This window comes from Occallatibacter savannae (genome assembly GCF_003131205.1).
In the GTDB taxonomy this organism is placed as follows: Bacteria; Acidobacteriota; Terriglobia; order Terriglobales; family Acidobacteriaceae; genus Telmatobacter; species Telmatobacter savannae.
Window position 1 is genome coordinate 82,329 of record NZ_QFFY01000001.1, and the last position, 17,035, is coordinate 99,363.

Here is a 17,035-nt window from a genome sequence, read left to right on the forward strand (position 1 = left end):
CGAACGTTCTGGCTGTCAGCGGCGGCGCTGATCGAGAGCTGAAGCCGTTCGGGAGGATGAATGATCGAATCAGCCGAATGTCGCGTATTGCGGTTCAACTTCGAGCTGGAGGAAATCAACGACATCCCTCCTTGGGGAGAGGGTGACAATAAAAGTTTGCACTGGTTCGGTCTTACCTTGGGACATTATTGGATTTCTACCCCTTTAGGGGACGTCTTACGATATACCGACGAGCAGTTACGTGAGTGGGAAGATCAATCGCCATACGTCGACTACCAAGTTGCTCGAATTTTTGAGGATATTCAAAGCGTGCTCCCAAGCGCACTTGAGCCTGTGCCGGTAGAGATCGCAGCTCTTATCGAAGAAGGCGGTTGGGTGGATCTCGTTGGCCAGCGACTGAAATCTATCGACAATACGGACGAACAAAATGGACTCTACGAATTGTTCTGGGATGCGACTGAGTGGTACGGTGATCGGTCCATCGATACGGCATACATGGTTGGAGGCCCGAACTTCTGCTTCTGCCGCCTCAAGGATGATGTCAACTTCCGCTGGAGGACGAAGGCGCAAAGATGGTGCTTGCCTCGAGGACAATTCACGCTCCCGGCACAACAGTTCGAATCTGCGGCATATTCATTCTTCGACAACTTCCTCGCTGAAACACAGAAACGAGTGGAAACAATAGCGACAACAGGTTGGCATCGCACAGACTGCAAAGTGGACGTACCGTTGCTGGTCAAAGAACAGCAGCAACGAACGAATCAAGTCGAGGATCTGAGAAAACAGCGGTCTGAGACTGATTGGGCCGCGGTTAGTGAACTCGTCGGTCGAATATCGGGAGAACTTTCTATCCCGAGCCCGCTCAGGCGATAGTGTGTTGCACTATATGCATGCAGCAATCACCGTAGCGCCCAAGCCAACTGGAACGCACGTTGAATGCTCAAGCTATTGTTTGGTGTCGAGCGGGTGCTTGGCGTCTTCGAAGAACTGGTTCTGCAGCTTGAGGCTGACGTCATCGGCTTTGATGGACTTGAGCGCTTCGGCGATCTGTTTCGACCACTCTTTCTGATCGAATTCGCCCAGTTGCTTGTTGGCGGCGGAGGCGTCGCCGGCGTAGTGATTGGGAAAGCGCGCGTACCACCAGATGCCGGTGTAGACGGATTCGGGCAGGTGCTGGCGTTTCTGGTCGGCGCCGGACTGCTGATTGGCGCGATCCTGGTGAACGAGATCGGGCCGTGCAATGAGCATGTTTGAGGTCTCCACTTCACCGCCGTGCATATCGAAGGGCGTCTTGAGGGCGGGGCGGCCCGGGACGTTTTCGTTGGGCAGGCCGAAGACGTAAACGACGTAGTCGCGCTGGCTGGCGAGCTGACTCTGGCCGAAGAGAGGCAGCAGCGACTCGTTGCCGCCATGGCCGTTGACGATGACGATCTTCTTGCAGCCGTTGCGCGCCATCTCGCTGACGGTTTCCTGAAGGAGCGTGAGCTGCGTGGAGAGGCTGTACGCGAGAGTGCCGGGCTGCTGGCGGGCTTCGAAGATCTGCCCGAAGTAGTACTCGGGGAAGACGACGGCGTATTCCTGTTTGACCGCGTTGGAGACGGCGAAGCGGACATCGAGCAGATCGGTGCCGAGGGGCAGGTGCGGCCCGTGCTTCTCAATGATGCCGAAGGGGAGAACGCAGACGCCCTGAGATTGATGGATTGCCTGAACGAAATCAGGCGCGGTGAGTTCTTCCCATTTAGGAGACAGGGATGATTGCGATTGTGCCGGGACGATGAGTGAGAGAGCGAGGAGGGCGATGAGCAGCGGGATACGTGCGGAGTTCATGGTTCACCTCGGGGATGTAAATCACGCGAATCTTACACTACGGCGTACGAAGGCCGCGAGCCTGAGAGAGCGCACGGAAAGTGGCAACCTTTGAGTCGAGCCGGACCTCTTAGCGAGCAGCCGCCTGAAGCACGGAACTCAGAGCGAGCTTGAAGTGCGGAGCGTGTGGGTGGCGTTGTTCACGATAGTGCGGGCAGCATTCGGCTACATGCTGCTGATCTTTGTTATGCGCATTGCGGGGCGCAGGCCGGGGAAGCAGCTCAGTCCCTTCGATTATGTGATTGTGTTCTACCTGGGGGGTATCACTCTGACGGGGATTGTAGGACCGGAAGCGTCGCTGACCAATGCGTTCTGCCAGATCATGACCGTCGCGATGTGCCACTGCGGGCTGGCCTGGCTGCGCTCGCGTTATGCCTGGGCGAGCCGGATCATCGACGGGACTCCGCTGGTGCTGATGTCAAACGGGCAGTGGCGGACGCAGGCGCTGAGCAACATGCGGCTGCAGGATGACGACGTGATGGATTCGGCGCGGAGTTTTGGCACGCGCAACCTCGAGTCGATCCGGATGGCGGTACTGGAACCGGTCGGCGAGATCACGATTCTCCCTCGCGAACAGAAGTGATGTCTATGAGTGCGAGTCCGATTACGAGACGGGTCGAGGACGATGTTCCGCGTTACAACGATGAGGTCGCGGTCGGCGAGGATCTCGAGTTTCAGCGGAAGTGGTGGAAGTTTGAGAATGCCGTTTGGGTGTTCTTTGGAATCATCATTGTTTGCGATGTTCTCGGAGTATTTGGGCGCGGCTGGCTGGCGAAGGCGCAGGCGACGACTCCGGATCGTGCCGTGGTGCTGAGCTACGAGAGGATGGAGCGGGCGTTTACGCCATCGATTCTGGACCTCGAGATCAGCCAGAATGCGATTCGCGACGGAAAGGTGACGGTGTTCGTCAGCGGATCTGTGGTGAAGGATTTGGGTGCGGCACGGATTTCGCCGCAGCCGCTCACGTCGACGATCGGCAACGATGGTTATACGTATGTATTTCCGGCGACCACGAGCCCGGCGACGATCCAGATTGCGTTGAGTCCGCCTTCTGCCGGACTGCGGCATTTTCGCGTGCAAGTGGCAGGGAGTGAGGCGATCGAGGCAAGCGTGTTTGTGTTTCCGTGAGTTGATATGGTCAGCATTGTTTATGCCGTTTGCGGGTACTTCTTTCTTCTGCTCACTGTCCGCGTGCTGAAGCGCAGGGCGGGTTCGGGCATCAGCATGCTGGACTTCGTGCTGATCTTTCTGATTGGCGGGGTGATCATCCTAGGAACGATGGCCCAGGACCGGTCGATGACGAACGCGGTGTGCATTGTGATTACGGTCGGCTTCCTGCATCGCACGGTGGCGTGGGCCAAGAGCAAGAGCCCGCGGGTGGGGGCGCTGGTGGATGGGGTTCCGCTGGTGCTGGTCGATCGAGGGCAGTCGCGCAAAGAGGTGATGGATCACATGAGGATTACGGATCTGGATGTGGATATCGCGACGCGTGCGGCGCGGGTGCCGAGCCGGGATCAGGTGGAGTATGCGGTGCTGGAGCGGAATGGGTCGATCAGCGTGATCCCGAAGAAGTAGTGAGTAGTGATCAGGGACTAGGGTTTAGGGACTAGGGACTAGGAACTAGGGACTAGGGACTAGGGACTAGAGGGCTATTCGGCGGTATTTCGGAACGGTGCATTCAAGATATTTCAATCTTGGCCGATGGGGTGCACAGGAGATCGGCGATGGACGTGGGCGCGGTGGAAAGGACGAGGCCGGTGGAGCAGGTCGGGATGCGGCGCGGACCGGCGGACGTTGCGCCTGCGCTGGGTGTTGAGGCGAGCGGTCGGATGGAGGAAGATTCTTATCGCAACAACGGCCAGACGCCGGACCGGGGAATGGATGATCCCCCTGAGGACGCGGAGCCGGAACAGGCTGAACCGCCGCTGGCGGCACGCGGGAAGACACGCGTGAGCCTTTTCGCTTAGGCCGGCGAAAGCAGAGAGACTCCGGAAGGACGCGAGTTGGTGTGCATTCGCTCAGTGTGTGCCGCTCGGGGCCTTGAAGCCTTCGCGATGGTCGCGCAGAAGAAAGGCGAACGGAAGAATGATGGCGGCGAATACCGCGATGACCATGAATGCATCGAGGTAGGCGAGCAGCCGGGCTTGCTGGGTGAGCAGCGCACTGAGCCATGCCTGGGCGTGTTGCTGGGCTGAGGGGCCGAGGCCGCGATCGCGAAAACTCGCGGTCAGATTGTTGAGCCACCGCTGGAGATTTCCGTCGGGAGAGGCGATCTGCGCGCCGAGTACTGATTGATGGAACTGCTGGCGGCGCGCGATCACTGTTGTCATCACGGAGATGCCGATGCTGCCGCCGAGATTGCGGGCGAGGTTGTAAAGAGCCGAGGCTTGATTCACCTTGTCGCGAGCGAGGAAAGAGTAGGCTGCGGTGCTGATGGGAACGAACATGAGTCCAAAGCCGAAGGCCTGGAAGACGCGCATCCATGCGGCCCAGGCGTAGGTCATCTCGAGATCGAAGGTGTGAGCCATGGTCCAGTTGGCTGCGACGGCAATGAGCCAGCCGGTGAGGATGAGGGTTCGCGCGCTGATGCGCTTGAGGAGACGCGCCGAGAAGATGGTGAGAATCGCGACGGTGGCTCCGCCCGGTGAGATGACCAAGCCGGCGTCGGTGGCGGTGTAGCCGAGGAGTTCCTGGAGATATTGCGGAACGAGGACGGTGCTCGCGAAGAGGACGAAGCCGAGCCCGAAGACCAGCAGGGAACTGAGGCCGAAATTGCGGTTGGCGAGCAGGCGGAAATCGAGGACGGGCTGTTCGTGACGCAGTTCGTAGATGACGGCGGAGACGAGGCACACCGCCGCAATGATGATGCAGGCGGTGATGAGTTGCGAGCCGAACCAGTCATCTTCCTGTCCCTTGTCGAGGACGATTTGCAGGGCGCTGAGCCCGACGGCAAGCAGGCCGATGCCGATGTAGTCGATGTGGAGGTTTTGAAGCAGCTTCCAGCGCTGGGCAATGAGGGTCGGCGGATCGTGGACCAGCCGTGCGCTGAGCAGGAGCGACACGATGCCGACGGGGAGGTTGATGAAGAAGATCCAGCGCCAGTCGTAGTTGTCGGTGATCCAGCCGCCGAGCGTGGGGCCAATGGTGGGCGCGAGCACGACGGCGAGGCCGTAGATGGAGAAGACCTGAGCGCGCTTATGCGGCGGGAAGGCGTCAGTAAGGATGGCTTGCTCGCTGGGTGCGAGGCCGCCTCCGCCGAGACCCTGGAGTATGCGGAAGACGATCAGCATGGGGAGCGAAGGGGCGAGACCGCACAGGACGGAGCTTGCGGTAAAGATGGCGACGCAGGCCATGTAGAAGCGCTTGCGGCCTATGAAAGTAGAGAGCCAGCCGCTGAGGGGGAGGATGACTCCGTTGGCAACGAGGTAGGAGGTCAGGACCCAGGTTGCTTCGTCCTGCGATGCGCCGAGGGATCCTGCGATGTGGGGCAGCGAGACGTTTGCGATGCTGGTGTCGAGCAGTTCCATGAAGGTGGCGATGGAGACAGCGACGGCAAGCCATAAGGGGCTTTCGGGTTCGCGGCGAGGCTGAGGGGGAGCGGCAGGTCTGAGGCTTTCGAGGGCTACCGGATTTGCCGCCAATGGAACCTCCGTTAACTGGAAAAGAGACCGATCAGTCTCATTGGACTGTCATGAGACCGATCGGTCGCAAAAGTTCGCTATAATTCTCAAGAGCGGAGAAATCGAAATGCGCAAGGGCGAACGGACCCGTCAGCACGTAATTGCGACGGCGGCGAAGGTCCTGAACCGGCACGGCTATGCGGGTTCAGGAATTGCGGAGTTGATGGAAGCGACCGGGCTGGCGAAGGGCGGGATTTACCGCCATTTCGAGAGCAAGGAGGAACTGGCTGTCGAGGCGTTTCGTTATGCGTTCGCTGAGGTTCTCAAGCTGCGCTTCGGCCATCTGGATGAGGTGCCCAACGCGGCGGACAAGCTGCGGAAGTATGTCGAGGGGTACGCGTCGATTGAGTCGCCAATACCCGGCGGATGTCCGATTCTGAATACCGGGATCGAGAACGACGATGGGAATCCGGCGCTTTTGAAGTGCGCGCAGGAGGGGTTCGATACCGTGGTTCGCAGACTGACGAAGATCATCCGGGAGGGGCAGGAGCGCAGGGAGATTCGTGCCGAGATCGTGCCCGGAGAACTGGCGCTGTTTCTTTACTCCTCACTTGAAGGCGGGATCTTTGCGACCCGTCTGCAGGGGACGCGACAGCGGCTGAAGACGGTGGCCAAGTTTCTTTGCGAGTACCTGGAAAAGGAAGTATGCACGATGAACTGAAAGCCTCGCTTTTCACTGAAGTATCGGCAGAAGCGAAAAAGGCCGAATCGGTGAGATTCGGCCTTTGTCATTTGTCAGAGAACCAGAATGAAGATTATTGGCCGTCGCAGCTGACCTTGTTATTCCAGTCGACGAACGAGCCCTGAGGGTTGTCACGCCAGGCCCACACGTGCAGCTCGAAGAAGGGTGGAAGGTTGTAGCGGTTCGGGCTGGTAACGAGCAGGAACGTCTGGCCTTCGAGAACGGGCGCGGCAGGATGGCTCTTGAGCCAGGTGGCGGCATCAACGATGAATTCGACGCCGACAAGGCGAAGTTCTCCGTTGCGCGGTTCGTAGATCAGGGCCTCGGGATGCGATGCGTCGATCTCGCCGTCGCCGACGAGCGGACCATTGACGTAGTGGATGCCCATGGCGCCGTGATCCGGTCCGCTGACACACCCGAGGAACGGACCATAGCCGGCCGCAGTAGCGTTATTCACGTCAATGAATTGCTTAGTGGCATCTCGGACGGCTTGCACGAGCGCCGGCGGGGATGCGTGATGGGCGTGCTCGTCTTCTTCGGCAGCGACGCTGGTTGATGGTCCAAGAGCGAGGAAGAGCGCCATGGAAACGAGCGGCAGATATCCGAGCGCGCGGGGAATGAACTTGCGGGTCATAGTACTTCTCCTTGTTGGTTTTGGAATCGGGTGCGGCGTGAATCAGAGCTCGGCGGTCGTGGGGTCGATTACGCTGCGAACGGCCGAGATGCGGTTAACGGGGAAGCCGCCGAGTTCGCCATGCTGGCGGATGAGCGCATCAGTAGGCGAGCGGTAGATGCAATAGATCTTGTCGCCTGTCACGTAGCTTTGAATCCACTGAATCTCGTAGCCAAGTCTGGCGAGCACCCTGCATGACGCCTGAGAGATGTCGCGGAGCTGATCGCCGGTAAGGTCACCGGCGCCGGGAATGTCCCGTTCGATTACTAACTTCGGCATGGGCTGCTCCTGTTTCTGTGGAATCAGGGGGGCGAGTACAAGCGAAACCGAGGAGATGGTTCCACGCAGACGGCGCAGGGTCAATGGAGCCTGTCTGGATTGATCCTGTATTCGTTCTGTACCGCGAAAACGCTGAAATGAAGGGAATTGGTGCTTTCTGTATCAGGAGGAGGTTACAATTCTGAGCACTCGGGTGGGGGTCGGCATGGCAGTCACGGGTCTCATCATTCCAGAAAAACCCATTCGGCTAGGGGACTGCGAGCTGAATGCCGCGGCTTTCGAGGTTCGGCGAGGAAAGCGAACGAGCAAGCTCGAGCGGATTCCACTTCAGATACTGCTGATACTGATCGAGGAGCGGGGGAAGCTTGTCAGCCGCGAGGTGATTGCCGAGCGAGTCTGGGGCAAGGACGTGTTTGTCGATGTCGATAACGGCATCAACACCGCCATTCGGAAGATCCGGCAGGTTCTGAACGATGATACCCAGCAGCCCCGATTCATCGAGACGATATCCGGAATGGGGTACCGGTTTATCGGGCCGGTAGACGAACCGGAGGAGGACGTGTCGGCTGTGGATGCCAAGGAGATCCCAGCATCCGTCGCCGAAGTTGTAGACGAGCCCGACCCGCAGGTAAAGCACCGATGGGGGCGGATTGCTGGAGTGGCAGCCGCTCTCATGCTGGTTTCGGGGATCGCGACGGTCGTTTGGTTGAAATACTGGAGACCGCAGGTCCATGAGATCCATTCGATCGCTGTGCTGCCGTTGCAGAATCTCTCGGGTGACTCATCACAGGAGTTTCTTGCCGATGGCATGACGGAGGAGCTCATCACCGAGCTCTCGCGGATCGAGCCATTACGCGTCATTTCGCATACCTCCGTTATGGACTACAAGGGGACTAAAAAGCATCTGCCGGAGATAGCGCGTGAATTGAACGTAGACGCGATTCTTGAAGGTTCTGTGATCCGGGAGAAGGAGGACGTCCGCGTCACGGTGCAGTTGTTGGATGGCCCTGCGGACCGACACCTGTGGAGCGAGGCTTATGAGCGTCCGCTGAATGGCGTACTCAACCTGCAGCGCGATGTCGCGAAGGCGGTTGCGAACGAGATCCGCGTGAAGCTGACGCCGGTTCAGCAGGCGCGGCTGAAAGCTGTTCAGGACCTGAATCCGCAGGCGTACGAGAACTATGTGCACGGCAGATATCTGTTATCGACGCAGTTCACGATGCGCGCTCCGCTCATGCAGGCGAAGTCGCACTTTGAGAATGCGATCCAAGCCGATCCAAGGTTTGCAGAGGCCTATTCAGGTCTGGCGGACGCGCACCTTTACCTCGCACTGGGACGTTATGAGGTTCCGGAGACGGCGTTTCGGCTAGCGCATGAAGCTCTAAACAAAGCGACCGAGCTTGACGACACCGTTGGAGAGATTCACGACACGCTTGGGATTATTCTGTGGCGGCACGATTGGGACTTTGCGGGGGCCGAGAAAGCTTTCGATCGCTCGATCGCGATGGCGCCAAGTTACTCGTGCGCACATGAAGATCGCGCTGGGTATCTGGCCTTCCTGGGCAAGAGAAGTGAAGCACTTGCCGAACTCGCGAAAGTAAACGGGCTGGATCTGGGGCCGGGAGCTCAGATGACGGCCGCCGCTGTGTTTTATCAACTGAGAGATTATCCAAGGCTGATCGAGGTCTCCAAGGAAGGGGTCGCCACAAATCCGAATGAGGCCCTGGAGCACCTGGATCTTGGAATTGGGTATGAGGGAATCGGCAAACATGCCGAGGCTATCGCTGAAATCAAGAAAGCGGATGAGCTTTCAAAGGGAGATCAAGACAATGCCTCTTTCCTCCTCTACTCGCTGATCCGATCCGGAGACCGGCTGGGAGCGATGAAGATCCTGCAGGAGTGGGAGAAGAAGGAATCGGTCAATTCTTACCTGATGGCGACCATGTACTCGAGCATCGGGTTGAAGGACAAGGCGTTCAAGTTGATGAACAGGGCGGCTGAAGAACGGTCCCTGGAACTTGCGTGGCACATTAAGGCCGATCCGCGAATAGATGGGTTGCGAAGCGATGCGAGGTTCCTGGCGATTACTCGCCAGATGGGATTGCCGCAGTAAGGCCGGGGGTCGCGACTCGGATCGGATCCGCTCCATCGCCGATCCGCTCGTTTTGTAAATCGAATCCCGGCCTCTGGGCACTGGAGAGGCAAACGTTGCCGATGGGCTAATTGGGCGAAGGGCGCTCGATGCTATCAATCACTACGACCTGTACAGGCCCTTTCGTCGGTATTAGCTTCAGCCCGAGCTGCTCCTCCAGCGCAGTGAACAGAGACGGGTTGCCAGCCTGCGATGAGGATGCGTCCGGAGTTTGATCCTGGGTCCACTTCAGCGTGAAGTCATAGGAATCGGTGAGTCCCGTCTTATCCAAAATCGGGCGTCCGCCAGTCTCCGGCTCCGACTGCAACATCTGAATAAGATCCTGAATTGTGCTTCCCGTACTTTTCAGTTCCTGACTTTGTCCGTTTGAGAGTCGAGTCGCTCCATTCCGTGGAAGTGACGGATCGGAACGAGTCAAGGTTGGACCACGCTTTGCGGCAACGAGCGCAAGTTCAGCGAGCTGTCTGGTCTCAAAATGGGCCTTCAGTTTGAATCGCTCGGCGAGTAGAGACTGCTCCATGAGGTTGATCTGCCGGTCGCGTTCCCTGTCAGGCATCTGCTGCATCGCTTTGCTGAGTGGCGCGCTGATTTTCGCGTGAACTTCATAGATCTGATTGTCCAGCCAGGCCGGTCCTCCGATGATCTCGCTCTTGTCGAATCCCTGGACGTTATACGCAATTGAAATCAAAACTCTCGTATTCGCGAACAGCCGCACCTCATCAGGAGCCAGCGGCGGCGGACCACCCGGCATTGGAGGCGGTGCTCCTTCCAGCGGCTTGATTGTTGCTACCTCAAACGAAGGCAGCGGCCCATTCGCATGAAGAACCTGAGTGCTCAGAGGAATCAGCCGCATAACGCCAAATGCTACCGGTGCGGCAGTGACAACAAAGCAGAACATGCCGAGTGCGATTTTTCGGCCCATGCTCAACCTTTCAGGTATCAGCACCATGATGGATCGGACGCGCTTACTCAGATCCGATCCTGTAATCCCTGAAACGAAAGCCAATTGGATCTCGGCGCAATAGCGGCTGACCTTCAAGAGGCTGTCCGCATAGACGTCGGCCGGGCTCCCAGACTGCAGAACCGCTTCGTCGCAGGCACGCTCGCGCTCTTCAATCATTTTGCGTTCGATCCACCATACGAACGGGTGGAACCAGAAGATCGCTTCGACAAGCAGGTGAATCGCGGCTACGAGGTTGTCTTGCCGACGCACATGCGCAACTTCATGCGCCAGGATGGCTTCGAGGTGCTCGTCATCGAGACGGTCAGAAAGCTGTGCGGGCCACAGCAGGGCAGGACGAAAGATGCCGATGACTCCCGGCTCCGTCAGATCCTTGGAAGTGAACACTCGGATTCGTGTTCGCGAGTTAGTGCTGCTCTCGATCCGCCGCAGGATCACGGATTCGCGCGACTCGTTGGCGGGAACAGACCTTTGCAGCATCTTGGAGACCTGGCGCCAACGCGCATACCAGATCAGCAGAACCGTCGCGGCGCCCAAAGCCCAGATAAGCATCAGAACCGCAGGCAACCATCCCTCCATGCGCTGCAGGATGCTCTGCGTATTCACATGCTGCGCAACGAAGGGCGCGGGGAATGGTTGATCGATGGTGCGCACAGCTGAGATTAACGCGGGCTGCAACAGCGGTACAGCGTGTTTGGAGACCGGGATGAGGCTACCGATCGCGATCAGCGCGGAAAAGGGAATGAGGAACTTCGCCGAAGCCGCGAGCCAGAGTGCGTAACGGATTTGAGCACGGTTGTTCGCGAAGAAGAGCGTCAATATGCCGATCGCAGCAACAAACACAGTTGACTGCCAGAGATGATTTGCGATTGGCGTTCCTGCGTCGCGGAGAATGGAAACAAGGTTCGATGTCATCGGCCCTCGTCTCCTTCTTTGATCTGCCTCAAGGTTTTCTCGGCGAACTCCACATCTTCGAGCGTGAGTTTTCTGGCTCCGATGAGGTGCGCGATTACAGGTCGTGATTGCCCTCCGAAGATGGACAGGAGGTCTCCAATCAGTGTGCGCTCTACGGATTCTCGCGTGACTGTTGCCGCGAAGACGTGGAAATTCCCGACCTTTCGAACGCGGCGAAGGATCTTCTTCTCCTCCATGCGGTAGACCATCTTTTGGATGGTGGTGTAGCCCGGTCGCTTTTTCACGGGGAAGGCTTCCTGCATTTCTCGGATCGAGGCTTCTCCCCTGGTCCAGACCGTATCCATGATCTGAATTTCAAACTTCGTCAATCGAACTCCGGGCATCAGTAAGACTCCTGTCGTTCTATTTACGACAAGTGTCATAGATGCAGTCAAGAGGAATTTTCCACTGTTGTGGCGGCGCGGCCGCTGCGGGCGGCGGCTGAAAAGGGAACCGTTGGTCGCCGAGGGTGAGTGCGGCCAGGCCGGTGAGTCGTTCCTTTAAGAGCCGATCTGACCAGTCGCTAAACCGCTGATTCCGCAATTCATACTCGTGCTTGCTGGATTGAATTTGACTATTCAGTCAAACTGATCTACTTTACTAACCAGTTAGTTAAACTGAATGGTCAAAAATGGAAATTGAAGCACAGACGGGGCTGGCTGGCGGGAGCGACAGGTCGGCGGAGACGCGTGGAAAGATTCTGGACGCGGCGGTGCAGGAGTTCAGCGCCAACGGTTTGGCCGGGGCGCGGATGGATCAGATCGCCTCCGTTGCCGGGGTGAACAAGGCGCTGCTCTATTACCACTTCGACAGCAAAGAGAACTTATACAGCGCGGCGCTGGAGATGATTTCGACAAAGACGCGCGACGCGACCATGGCGACGTTTTTGCGCGACGCATCGCCGGGCGAGCGCGTGTTGCGGTCGGCACTGGGCCACTTCGATCGCATCCTGGCGCAGACGGAGTTTCAAAGCCTGATGCAGCAGGAGATGATGCGCCTGCACAAGGGCGAGAGTGGCGCGATGGATCTGCTGATCAAGCGCGTATTCGCTCCCATGCTGGCGATGTATCAGTCGATGGTGCGCGAGGGTATCGCGTCGGGCGAGTTGATCGACACGGACTGGCTGCAGATTCATCTCGCGTCGCTGGGAACGAATGTCTTCTATTTCATGAGCTCGCAGCTCTGGCGTGAGCTGTTGCCGTACGATCCGTTTTCTCCTGAGGTGCTGGCGGAGCGGCGCAAGACGGTGGTGCACTTTCTGGGGCTTGCGATCTTTCGAGATCGCGAGCGCGGGGCTGAACTGGCGGAGAAGGTGCTGGCGGATACGCCAATGCCGGAGATCCGAGTCGATAAGTCTCCTTTTGGGGTGAAGCATGAACGCAAGAAATAGGGTGTTTGTCATCCTCGGTTTGCTGACACTGGGGTCGCTGGTCTGGTACCTGGTGACGGCGCGGTCATCGGGCGATTTGAAGTTGATCGGCACGGTCGACGCAAATGAAGTGCTGGTGAGCGCCAAGATTCCGGGTCGGATCCAGACGCTGAGCGTGGAAGAGGGCCAGGCAGTGAAGGCCGGCGAGTTGATCGCGACGGTGGAGAGCGAGGATCTGACCGCGGCAGAGAAAGCTGCTCTGGCCAACGTTCAGAGCAATCAGGCCAAGCTTGCAGAGTCGGTGGAGACGCAGCGGCAGAATGCGGGCGAGGTTTCAAGCGCGACGGTAAATGCGCAGGCACAGGTGAAGGCGACGCAGGCCGCGCTGGCGCAGGCGGAGGCGAACCTCGCGCATCAGCAGGCGGATACGACGCGAACCGTGGCATTGGCGAAGCAGGGAATTGCGAGCGCGCAGGCTCGCGATGAGGCGGAGACGGCGTTGAATGCTGCCGAGGCGGCGGTGCAGTCGGCCCGCGCCAATGTGGCGGCGGCGCAGGCAGCGGTGCAGCAGGCCAAGGCTCACGAGCTGCTGGCGCAGGTTTCGCTGAAGACGGTGGCATCGACGCGGGGAGTTGTGCAGAACGCGAAGGCTCTGGCCGATCAGGCTGGTGTTGAGCTGGGGTACGCGAAGGTGTATGCGCCGGTTACGGGTCCGGTGAATGTGCTGGCCGCGCGGCAGGGGGAAGTACTGCCTGCGGGAGGGACGATCGCGACGATTATGGATTTGTCGCAGACCTGGGTGTATGCACCGGTGCCGGAGACGCAGGCGGACGCAGTGAAGCTGGGCGACGAGTTGAAGGTGGTGATGCCGAGCGGCGCGAGCGTGCAAGGCAAGGTGATTGCGAAGGCGGGGCTGGCGGATTTTGCGACGCAACGTGACATCAATGGCGGAAGGAAGCGCGACATCAAGACGGTGCAGATCAAGCTGCTGATTCCGAATGCCGAGGAGAAGTTCGTGCCGGGCATGACGGCGGAGGTGTACATCCCGAAAGACAAGCTGGTGAAGCAATGATGTCGGTCGCAAGGACAGTGACGCCAACGCACGATCCCCTGCCGCATCGGTCGGCTGCGATCCGCGTGGAAAGGATCGTGAAGAAGTACGGCGACTTTGAAGCGGTGAAGGGTGTCGACTTCGAAGTGGCCGAGGGAGAGATCTTCGGGCTGCTGGGGCCGAACGGGGCGGGGAAGAGCACGCTGATCCGCATGATGACGACGCTGATCCCGGTGACCAGCGGAAAGGCGCTCGTGGGCGGACATGATGTGGCCAAGGAGCCGAACGCGGTGCGGCGGATGATCGGGGTGATTCCGCAGGCGCTGACGAGCGATCAGGATCTGACGGTTGAGGAGAACCTGATTATCTACGCGAAGCTGTACAGCGTACCGCGCGCGGAGCGCGAGAAGAATATCGCTGAGGTTCTCGAGGCTGTCGATCTGACCAAGTGGCGGGGCGCGCAGACGAAGACGCTGTCGGGCGGTATGCGGCGCAGGCTTGAGATTGCGCGCGGGCTGGTGCACAATCCGCGCATCTTTTTTCTGGATGAGCCGACGACGGGACTGGACCCTGTGAGCCGCATCGCGGTGTGGGAGATGCTGAACAACCTGAAGAAGACACGCAACCTAACGATGCTGCTGACGACACATTATATGGAGGAGGCAGACAGGTTGTGCGATCGGATTGCGATTGTGGATCACGGAACGCTTGTCGCCCTGGGCACTCCGGTGGAGCTGAAGCAGAGCGTGCCAGGATCCAACGTTGTCGAGGTGCAGTTCAGCCGCGAGGATGAGGACTGGAAGACGCGCTTGAAGCAGCTGCCGGATGTGACCGAGGTGGAGTCGCAGTCCGCCGGCGTGTACCGTGTGCTGACTTCGAATGGATCGCAGACGACCGCGCAGCTGGTGGAGATGACGAACGCGATGGGCGAGCAGCTGCGGTCGCTCTCCGTGCAGAACACGACTCTGGATGACGTGTTCGTTCACTACACGGGCAGGCAGTTGCGCGACGAGACAGTGAAGGCCGTGTTCCAGATGCCGCCGCGGCCGGGAGCGAACTGATGAATCGATTTCTGGCAATTGTGGAACGCGAGATGCGGAAGTTCTTCCGCTCTCCGGTGTTGATGATCATGTCGATGATGCTGCCGATCGTGCAACTGATCATCCTCGGGCATGCGTATGGCGGGCACATCCAGGGCGCGAAGGTTGCGGTGGTGGACCATGACGGCGGACCGCAGGCCGTGAAGGTGCGTGAAGCGTTCGATGCAGTGGCGGCGAACATTGCGACGTTCAAGACGATCAACTACGAGAACGAAACGCAGGCGAAAGAGGACGTGAGGACCGGCAAGGTGGATGCTGCGATCATCATTCCTGCGCAGTATTCGCGGCGTGTGTACGCAAAGGACGCGCCTCGGATCGGGCTGCTGGTGGACAACTCGGACCAGGTGATGAGCGGAAGCATCGAGAGCGAGATGCAGTCGCTGGTAAATGCGCTGAATCAGCCGGTGATCGAAGATCGCGTGGTGAAGAACATCGCGCTGCAGATCGTTGAGCTGTATCCGTATGTCGAGTACATGAAGTACCTGCTGTCGGGATCGGTGGCGCTGGCGATGTATATATCGGTGATGATCGGCGGCGGCATGCTGTACATCGACGATAAGGCGCGCGGGGTGCACGAAGGCTACCTGGTAACGCCGATCAGCAAGCTTGAGCTTGTGATGGGATTGAATGTCGCGGGCGCGATCAAGGCGGTGCTCTCAGGGATTTCGATCACGGTGATTGGATCGCTAATGGCGGGGCTGGGCGTGATCTTCAGGCCCGGAGCGGATCTGAACCTGTTCCTGCTGATTCTCGGGACGTCGCTGGCGTTCAACGGAATGATGTTTCTGATGATGGTGCGGGTGGACGACCCGCTGGTGCCGCGCGCGATGTTCGGTGTGCTAAACACGCTGCTCTTCTTTCCGTCGGGAGCGATTTCTCCGGTGTCGGCGTTTCCGAAGTGGCTGCAGGCGATTGCACTGGTGGACCCGTTTTCGTACTCGGTGCACGGGCTGAAGGCAATCCTCCTGAAGGACGGCGGGTTTGTGGCGATTCGCGGGGATCTGATCTTTCTGTTTGCGTTTGGAATTGGCACGTTGCTGCTGGCAACACCGTTGTTTAAGAGAACGCTGTAGAAGCAAGGAACGAGGGGACGAGGGGACGAGTGAGCCTTCAGCTTTCAGCTATCAGCTATCAGCTTGGAAGACACACGCGAGGCGATCTCTGGAAGCTGAAAGCCGAAAGCTGACAGCTGTGAAGATTTCCGGCGGGTTGAAGTTAGTCCGGAATGCGGCGAGGCGGTTCACTCCTTGTGGGAGGGTGAGCCGCCTTTCTGTTTTGGGTGCGAAACGCCTTTTGATGCGCCGCAATCCGAACTCGTTGACCTGCGCGCCTCTCGTGCGCACTCATATAGGATGCGATCAACAGCTTTCCATTCCTTGCCCGGAGTCTGTCACGTGCGTCTGCCGCGAATTCCCCGCTGTTGTATCCCTGTTATCTGGTTCGCCCTAACTTTGTGCGTCGCAAATGCGCGCGCGCAGGAAACTGCCTCTGTTCCGTACGATCACAACCCTGCCGCCGGGAAGTTCTACGACATCGACGGCTTCAAAATGTACACCGAAGTCTACGGCAGCGGACCACCTCTGCTCATGATCCATGGCAACAACGGCGACATGAGCGCCTTCTCGAAGAACGTTCCGTATTTTGCCACCCACTACAAGGTGATCCTGGCGGACAGCCGCTCACAGGGCAGGTCGCTCGACCCTGACCATAACCTCACATTCGAGATGATGGCGGACGACTACGCCGCCCTGCTCGATGCGATGAACATTCCCTCCGCCTACGTGATCGGTTGGAGCGATGGCGGCATCAACGCTCTTCTTCTCGCAATGCGCCATCCTGAAAAAGTGAAGCGTCTTGCTTCGACTGGCGCCAATCTGTGGCCTACTGCCGACGCCTTTCAGCCCGGTCTCTGGGAAGGAGAGAAGAAGGAATACGAAAACGGCCAGCACAAGATCTACATCACCGCGAAGGAGAAGAACGACCGGAAGCTTTTTCTTCTCGACTGGCAGGAGCCCCACATCACTCTCGCCCAACTCCACAGCATCCAGGCGCCATCGCTTATTATCTGCGGCGACCACGATCTCATTTCCGTTGCGCACACGCTGTTGATCTACGAGAACATTCCTCATGCGAACCTCTGGGTCGTTCCCAATTCCGGCCACGGCACCCTTCGCGAACACGCCGAAGACTTCAACCGCCTGGTCGACAGGTTCTTCATTGAGCCCTACAAGGACTTCCGATAAGCCGTGGAGCCAGACCAGCGCGCGG

18 protein-coding genes are annotated in these 17,035 nt (G+C 58.6%); 12 read left to right on the top strand and 6 right to left on the bottom strand.

Annotated features, from left to right (window positions below; genetic code table 11):
* The first annotated feature begins 60 nt into the window (after window positions 1-60).
* Window positions 61-873, top strand: coding sequence for a DUF5984 family protein (locus DHV10_RS00350; protein WP_109484346.1), 813 nt, complete (start codon window positions 61-63; stop codon window positions 871-873).
* Window positions 874-945: 72 nt separating this feature from the next.
* Here DHV10_RS00350 and DHV10_RS00355 read toward each other — a convergent pair whose 3' ends face one another.
* Window positions 946-1,827: a creatininase family protein gene (locus tag DHV10_RS00355; RefSeq protein ID WP_109484347.1), complete on the bottom strand. Its 882-nt coding sequence runs from the start codon at window positions 1,825-1,827 to the stop codon at window positions 946-948.
* A gap of 169 nt (window positions 1,828-1,996) precedes the next feature.
* Here DHV10_RS00355 and DHV10_RS00360 point away from each other — a divergent pair, with 169 nt between their 5' ends.
* The 4 genes from DHV10_RS00360 to DHV10_RS00375 all read left to right on the top strand — a co-directional run bounded on the left by DHV10_RS00360 (window position 1,997) and on the right by DHV10_RS00375 (window position 3,833).
* The gene (locus DHV10_RS00360) at window positions 1,997-2,449 is read left to right on the top strand and encodes a DUF421 domain-containing protein (protein ID WP_239461227.1); all 453 of its coding nucleotides are present in this window, start codon (window positions 1,997-1,999) and stop codon (window positions 2,447-2,449) included.
* Between the two features lie 5 nt (window positions 2,450-2,454).
* Complete coding sequence (locus DHV10_RS00365; protein ID WP_109485629.1) at window positions 2,455-2,994, top strand: hypothetical protein; 540 nt, start codon at window positions 2,455-2,457, stop codon at window positions 2,992-2,994.
* A gap of 6 nt (window positions 2,995-3,000) precedes the next feature.
* Window positions 3,001-3,441 carry a DUF421 domain-containing protein gene (locus tag DHV10_RS00370; RefSeq protein WP_109484348.1) on the top strand — a complete coding sequence of 147 codons (441 nt, stop codon included), beginning with the start codon at window positions 3,001-3,003 and terminating at the stop codon, window positions 3,439-3,441.
* Between the two features lie 149 nt (window positions 3,442-3,590).
* Complete coding sequence (locus DHV10_RS00375; protein ID WP_109484349.1) at window positions 3,591-3,833, top strand: hypothetical protein; 243 nt, start codon at window positions 3,591-3,593, stop codon at window positions 3,831-3,833.
* A gap of 51 nt (window positions 3,834-3,884) precedes the next feature.
* Here the strand turns inward: DHV10_RS00375 and DHV10_RS00380 are convergent, their stop codons facing one another.
* On the bottom strand, window positions 3,885-5,507 hold the full coding sequence (locus DHV10_RS00380; RefSeq protein WP_239461228.1) for a DHA2 family efflux MFS transporter permease subunit: 1,623 nt from the start codon (window positions 5,505-5,507) through the stop codon (window positions 3,885-3,887).
* Window positions 5,508-5,613: 106 nt separating this feature from the next.
* On the opposite strand from DHV10_RS00380, the gene DHV10_RS00385 reads away from it, so the two are divergent.
* Window positions 5,614-6,207: a TetR/AcrR family transcriptional regulator gene (locus DHV10_RS00385; protein WP_109484350.1), complete on the top strand. Its 594-nt coding sequence runs from the start codon at window positions 5,614-5,616 to the stop codon at window positions 6,205-6,207.
* Window positions 6,208-6,301: 94 nt separating this feature from the next.
* Here DHV10_RS00385 and DHV10_RS00390 read toward each other — a convergent pair whose 3' ends face one another.
* Entirely contained in the window at window positions 6,302-6,862 is a 561-nt protein-coding gene (locus tag DHV10_RS00390) for a hypothetical protein (protein ID WP_204101289.1), read from the bottom strand.
* 42 nt (window positions 6,863-6,904) lie between these two features.
* On the bottom strand, window positions 6,905-7,180 hold the full coding sequence (locus tag DHV10_RS00395; protein ID WP_109484351.1) for a DUF4242 domain-containing protein: 276 nt from the start codon (window positions 7,178-7,180) through the stop codon (window positions 6,905-6,907).
* 205 nt (window positions 7,181-7,385) lie between these two features.
* Here DHV10_RS00395 and DHV10_RS00400 point away from each other — a divergent pair, with 205 nt between their 5' ends.
* Window positions 7,386-9,293, top strand: a complete 1,908-nt coding sequence (locus tag DHV10_RS00400; RefSeq protein WP_109484352.1) for a winged helix-turn-helix domain-containing tetratricopeptide repeat protein — start codon at window positions 7,386-7,388, stop codon at window positions 9,291-9,293.
* A 106-nt stretch (window positions 9,294-9,399) separates the two neighbouring features.
* Here the strand turns inward: DHV10_RS00400 and DHV10_RS00405 are convergent, their stop codons facing one another.
* Complete coding sequence (locus tag DHV10_RS00405; RefSeq protein WP_109484353.1) at window positions 9,400-11,208, bottom strand: M56 family metallopeptidase; 1,809 nt, start codon at window positions 11,206-11,208, stop codon at window positions 9,400-9,402.
* Window positions 11,205-11,630: a BlaI/MecI/CopY family transcriptional regulator gene (locus tag DHV10_RS00410; protein ID WP_338042580.1), complete on the bottom strand. Its 426-nt coding sequence runs from the start codon at window positions 11,628-11,630 to the stop codon at window positions 11,205-11,207. The genes DHV10_RS00405 and DHV10_RS00410 overlap by 4 nt, the downstream gene beginning before the upstream one ends.
* Window positions 11,631-11,878: 248 nt before the next feature.
* On the opposite strand from DHV10_RS00410, the gene DHV10_RS00415 reads away from it, so the two are divergent.
* The 5 genes from DHV10_RS00415 to DHV10_RS00435 all read left to right on the top strand — a co-directional run bounded on the left by DHV10_RS00415 (window position 11,879) and on the right by DHV10_RS00435 (window position 17,010).
* On the top strand, window positions 11,879-12,637 hold the full coding sequence (locus DHV10_RS00415; RefSeq protein ID WP_109484355.1) for a TetR/AcrR family transcriptional regulator: 759 nt from the start codon (window positions 11,879-11,881) through the stop codon (window positions 12,635-12,637).
* Window positions 12,621-13,688: an HlyD family secretion protein gene (locus DHV10_RS00420; protein ID WP_109484356.1), complete on the top strand. Its 1,068-nt coding sequence runs from the start codon at window positions 12,621-12,623 to the stop codon at window positions 13,686-13,688. The genes DHV10_RS00415 and DHV10_RS00420 overlap by 17 nt, the downstream gene beginning before the upstream one ends.
* Window positions 13,688-14,728 carry an ABC transporter ATP-binding protein gene (locus DHV10_RS00425; protein WP_109484357.1) on the top strand — a complete coding sequence of 347 codons (1,041 nt, stop codon included), beginning with the start codon at window positions 13,688-13,690 and terminating at the stop codon, window positions 14,726-14,728. The genes DHV10_RS00420 and DHV10_RS00425 overlap by 1 nt, the downstream gene beginning before the upstream one ends.
* Window positions 14,728-15,840, top strand: coding sequence for an ABC transporter permease (locus DHV10_RS00430; protein ID WP_109484358.1), 1,113 nt, complete (start codon window positions 14,728-14,730; stop codon window positions 15,838-15,840). Before DHV10_RS00425 ends, DHV10_RS00430 begins: the two co-directional genes overlap by 1 nt.
* 378 nt (window positions 15,841-16,218) lie before the next feature.
* The gene (locus DHV10_RS00435) at window positions 16,219-17,010 is read left to right on the top strand and encodes an alpha/beta fold hydrolase (RefSeq protein ID WP_204101290.1); all 792 of its coding nucleotides are present in this window, start codon (window positions 16,219-16,221) and stop codon (window positions 17,008-17,010) included.
* The last annotated feature ends 25 nt before the right edge of the window (window positions 17,011-17,035 follow it).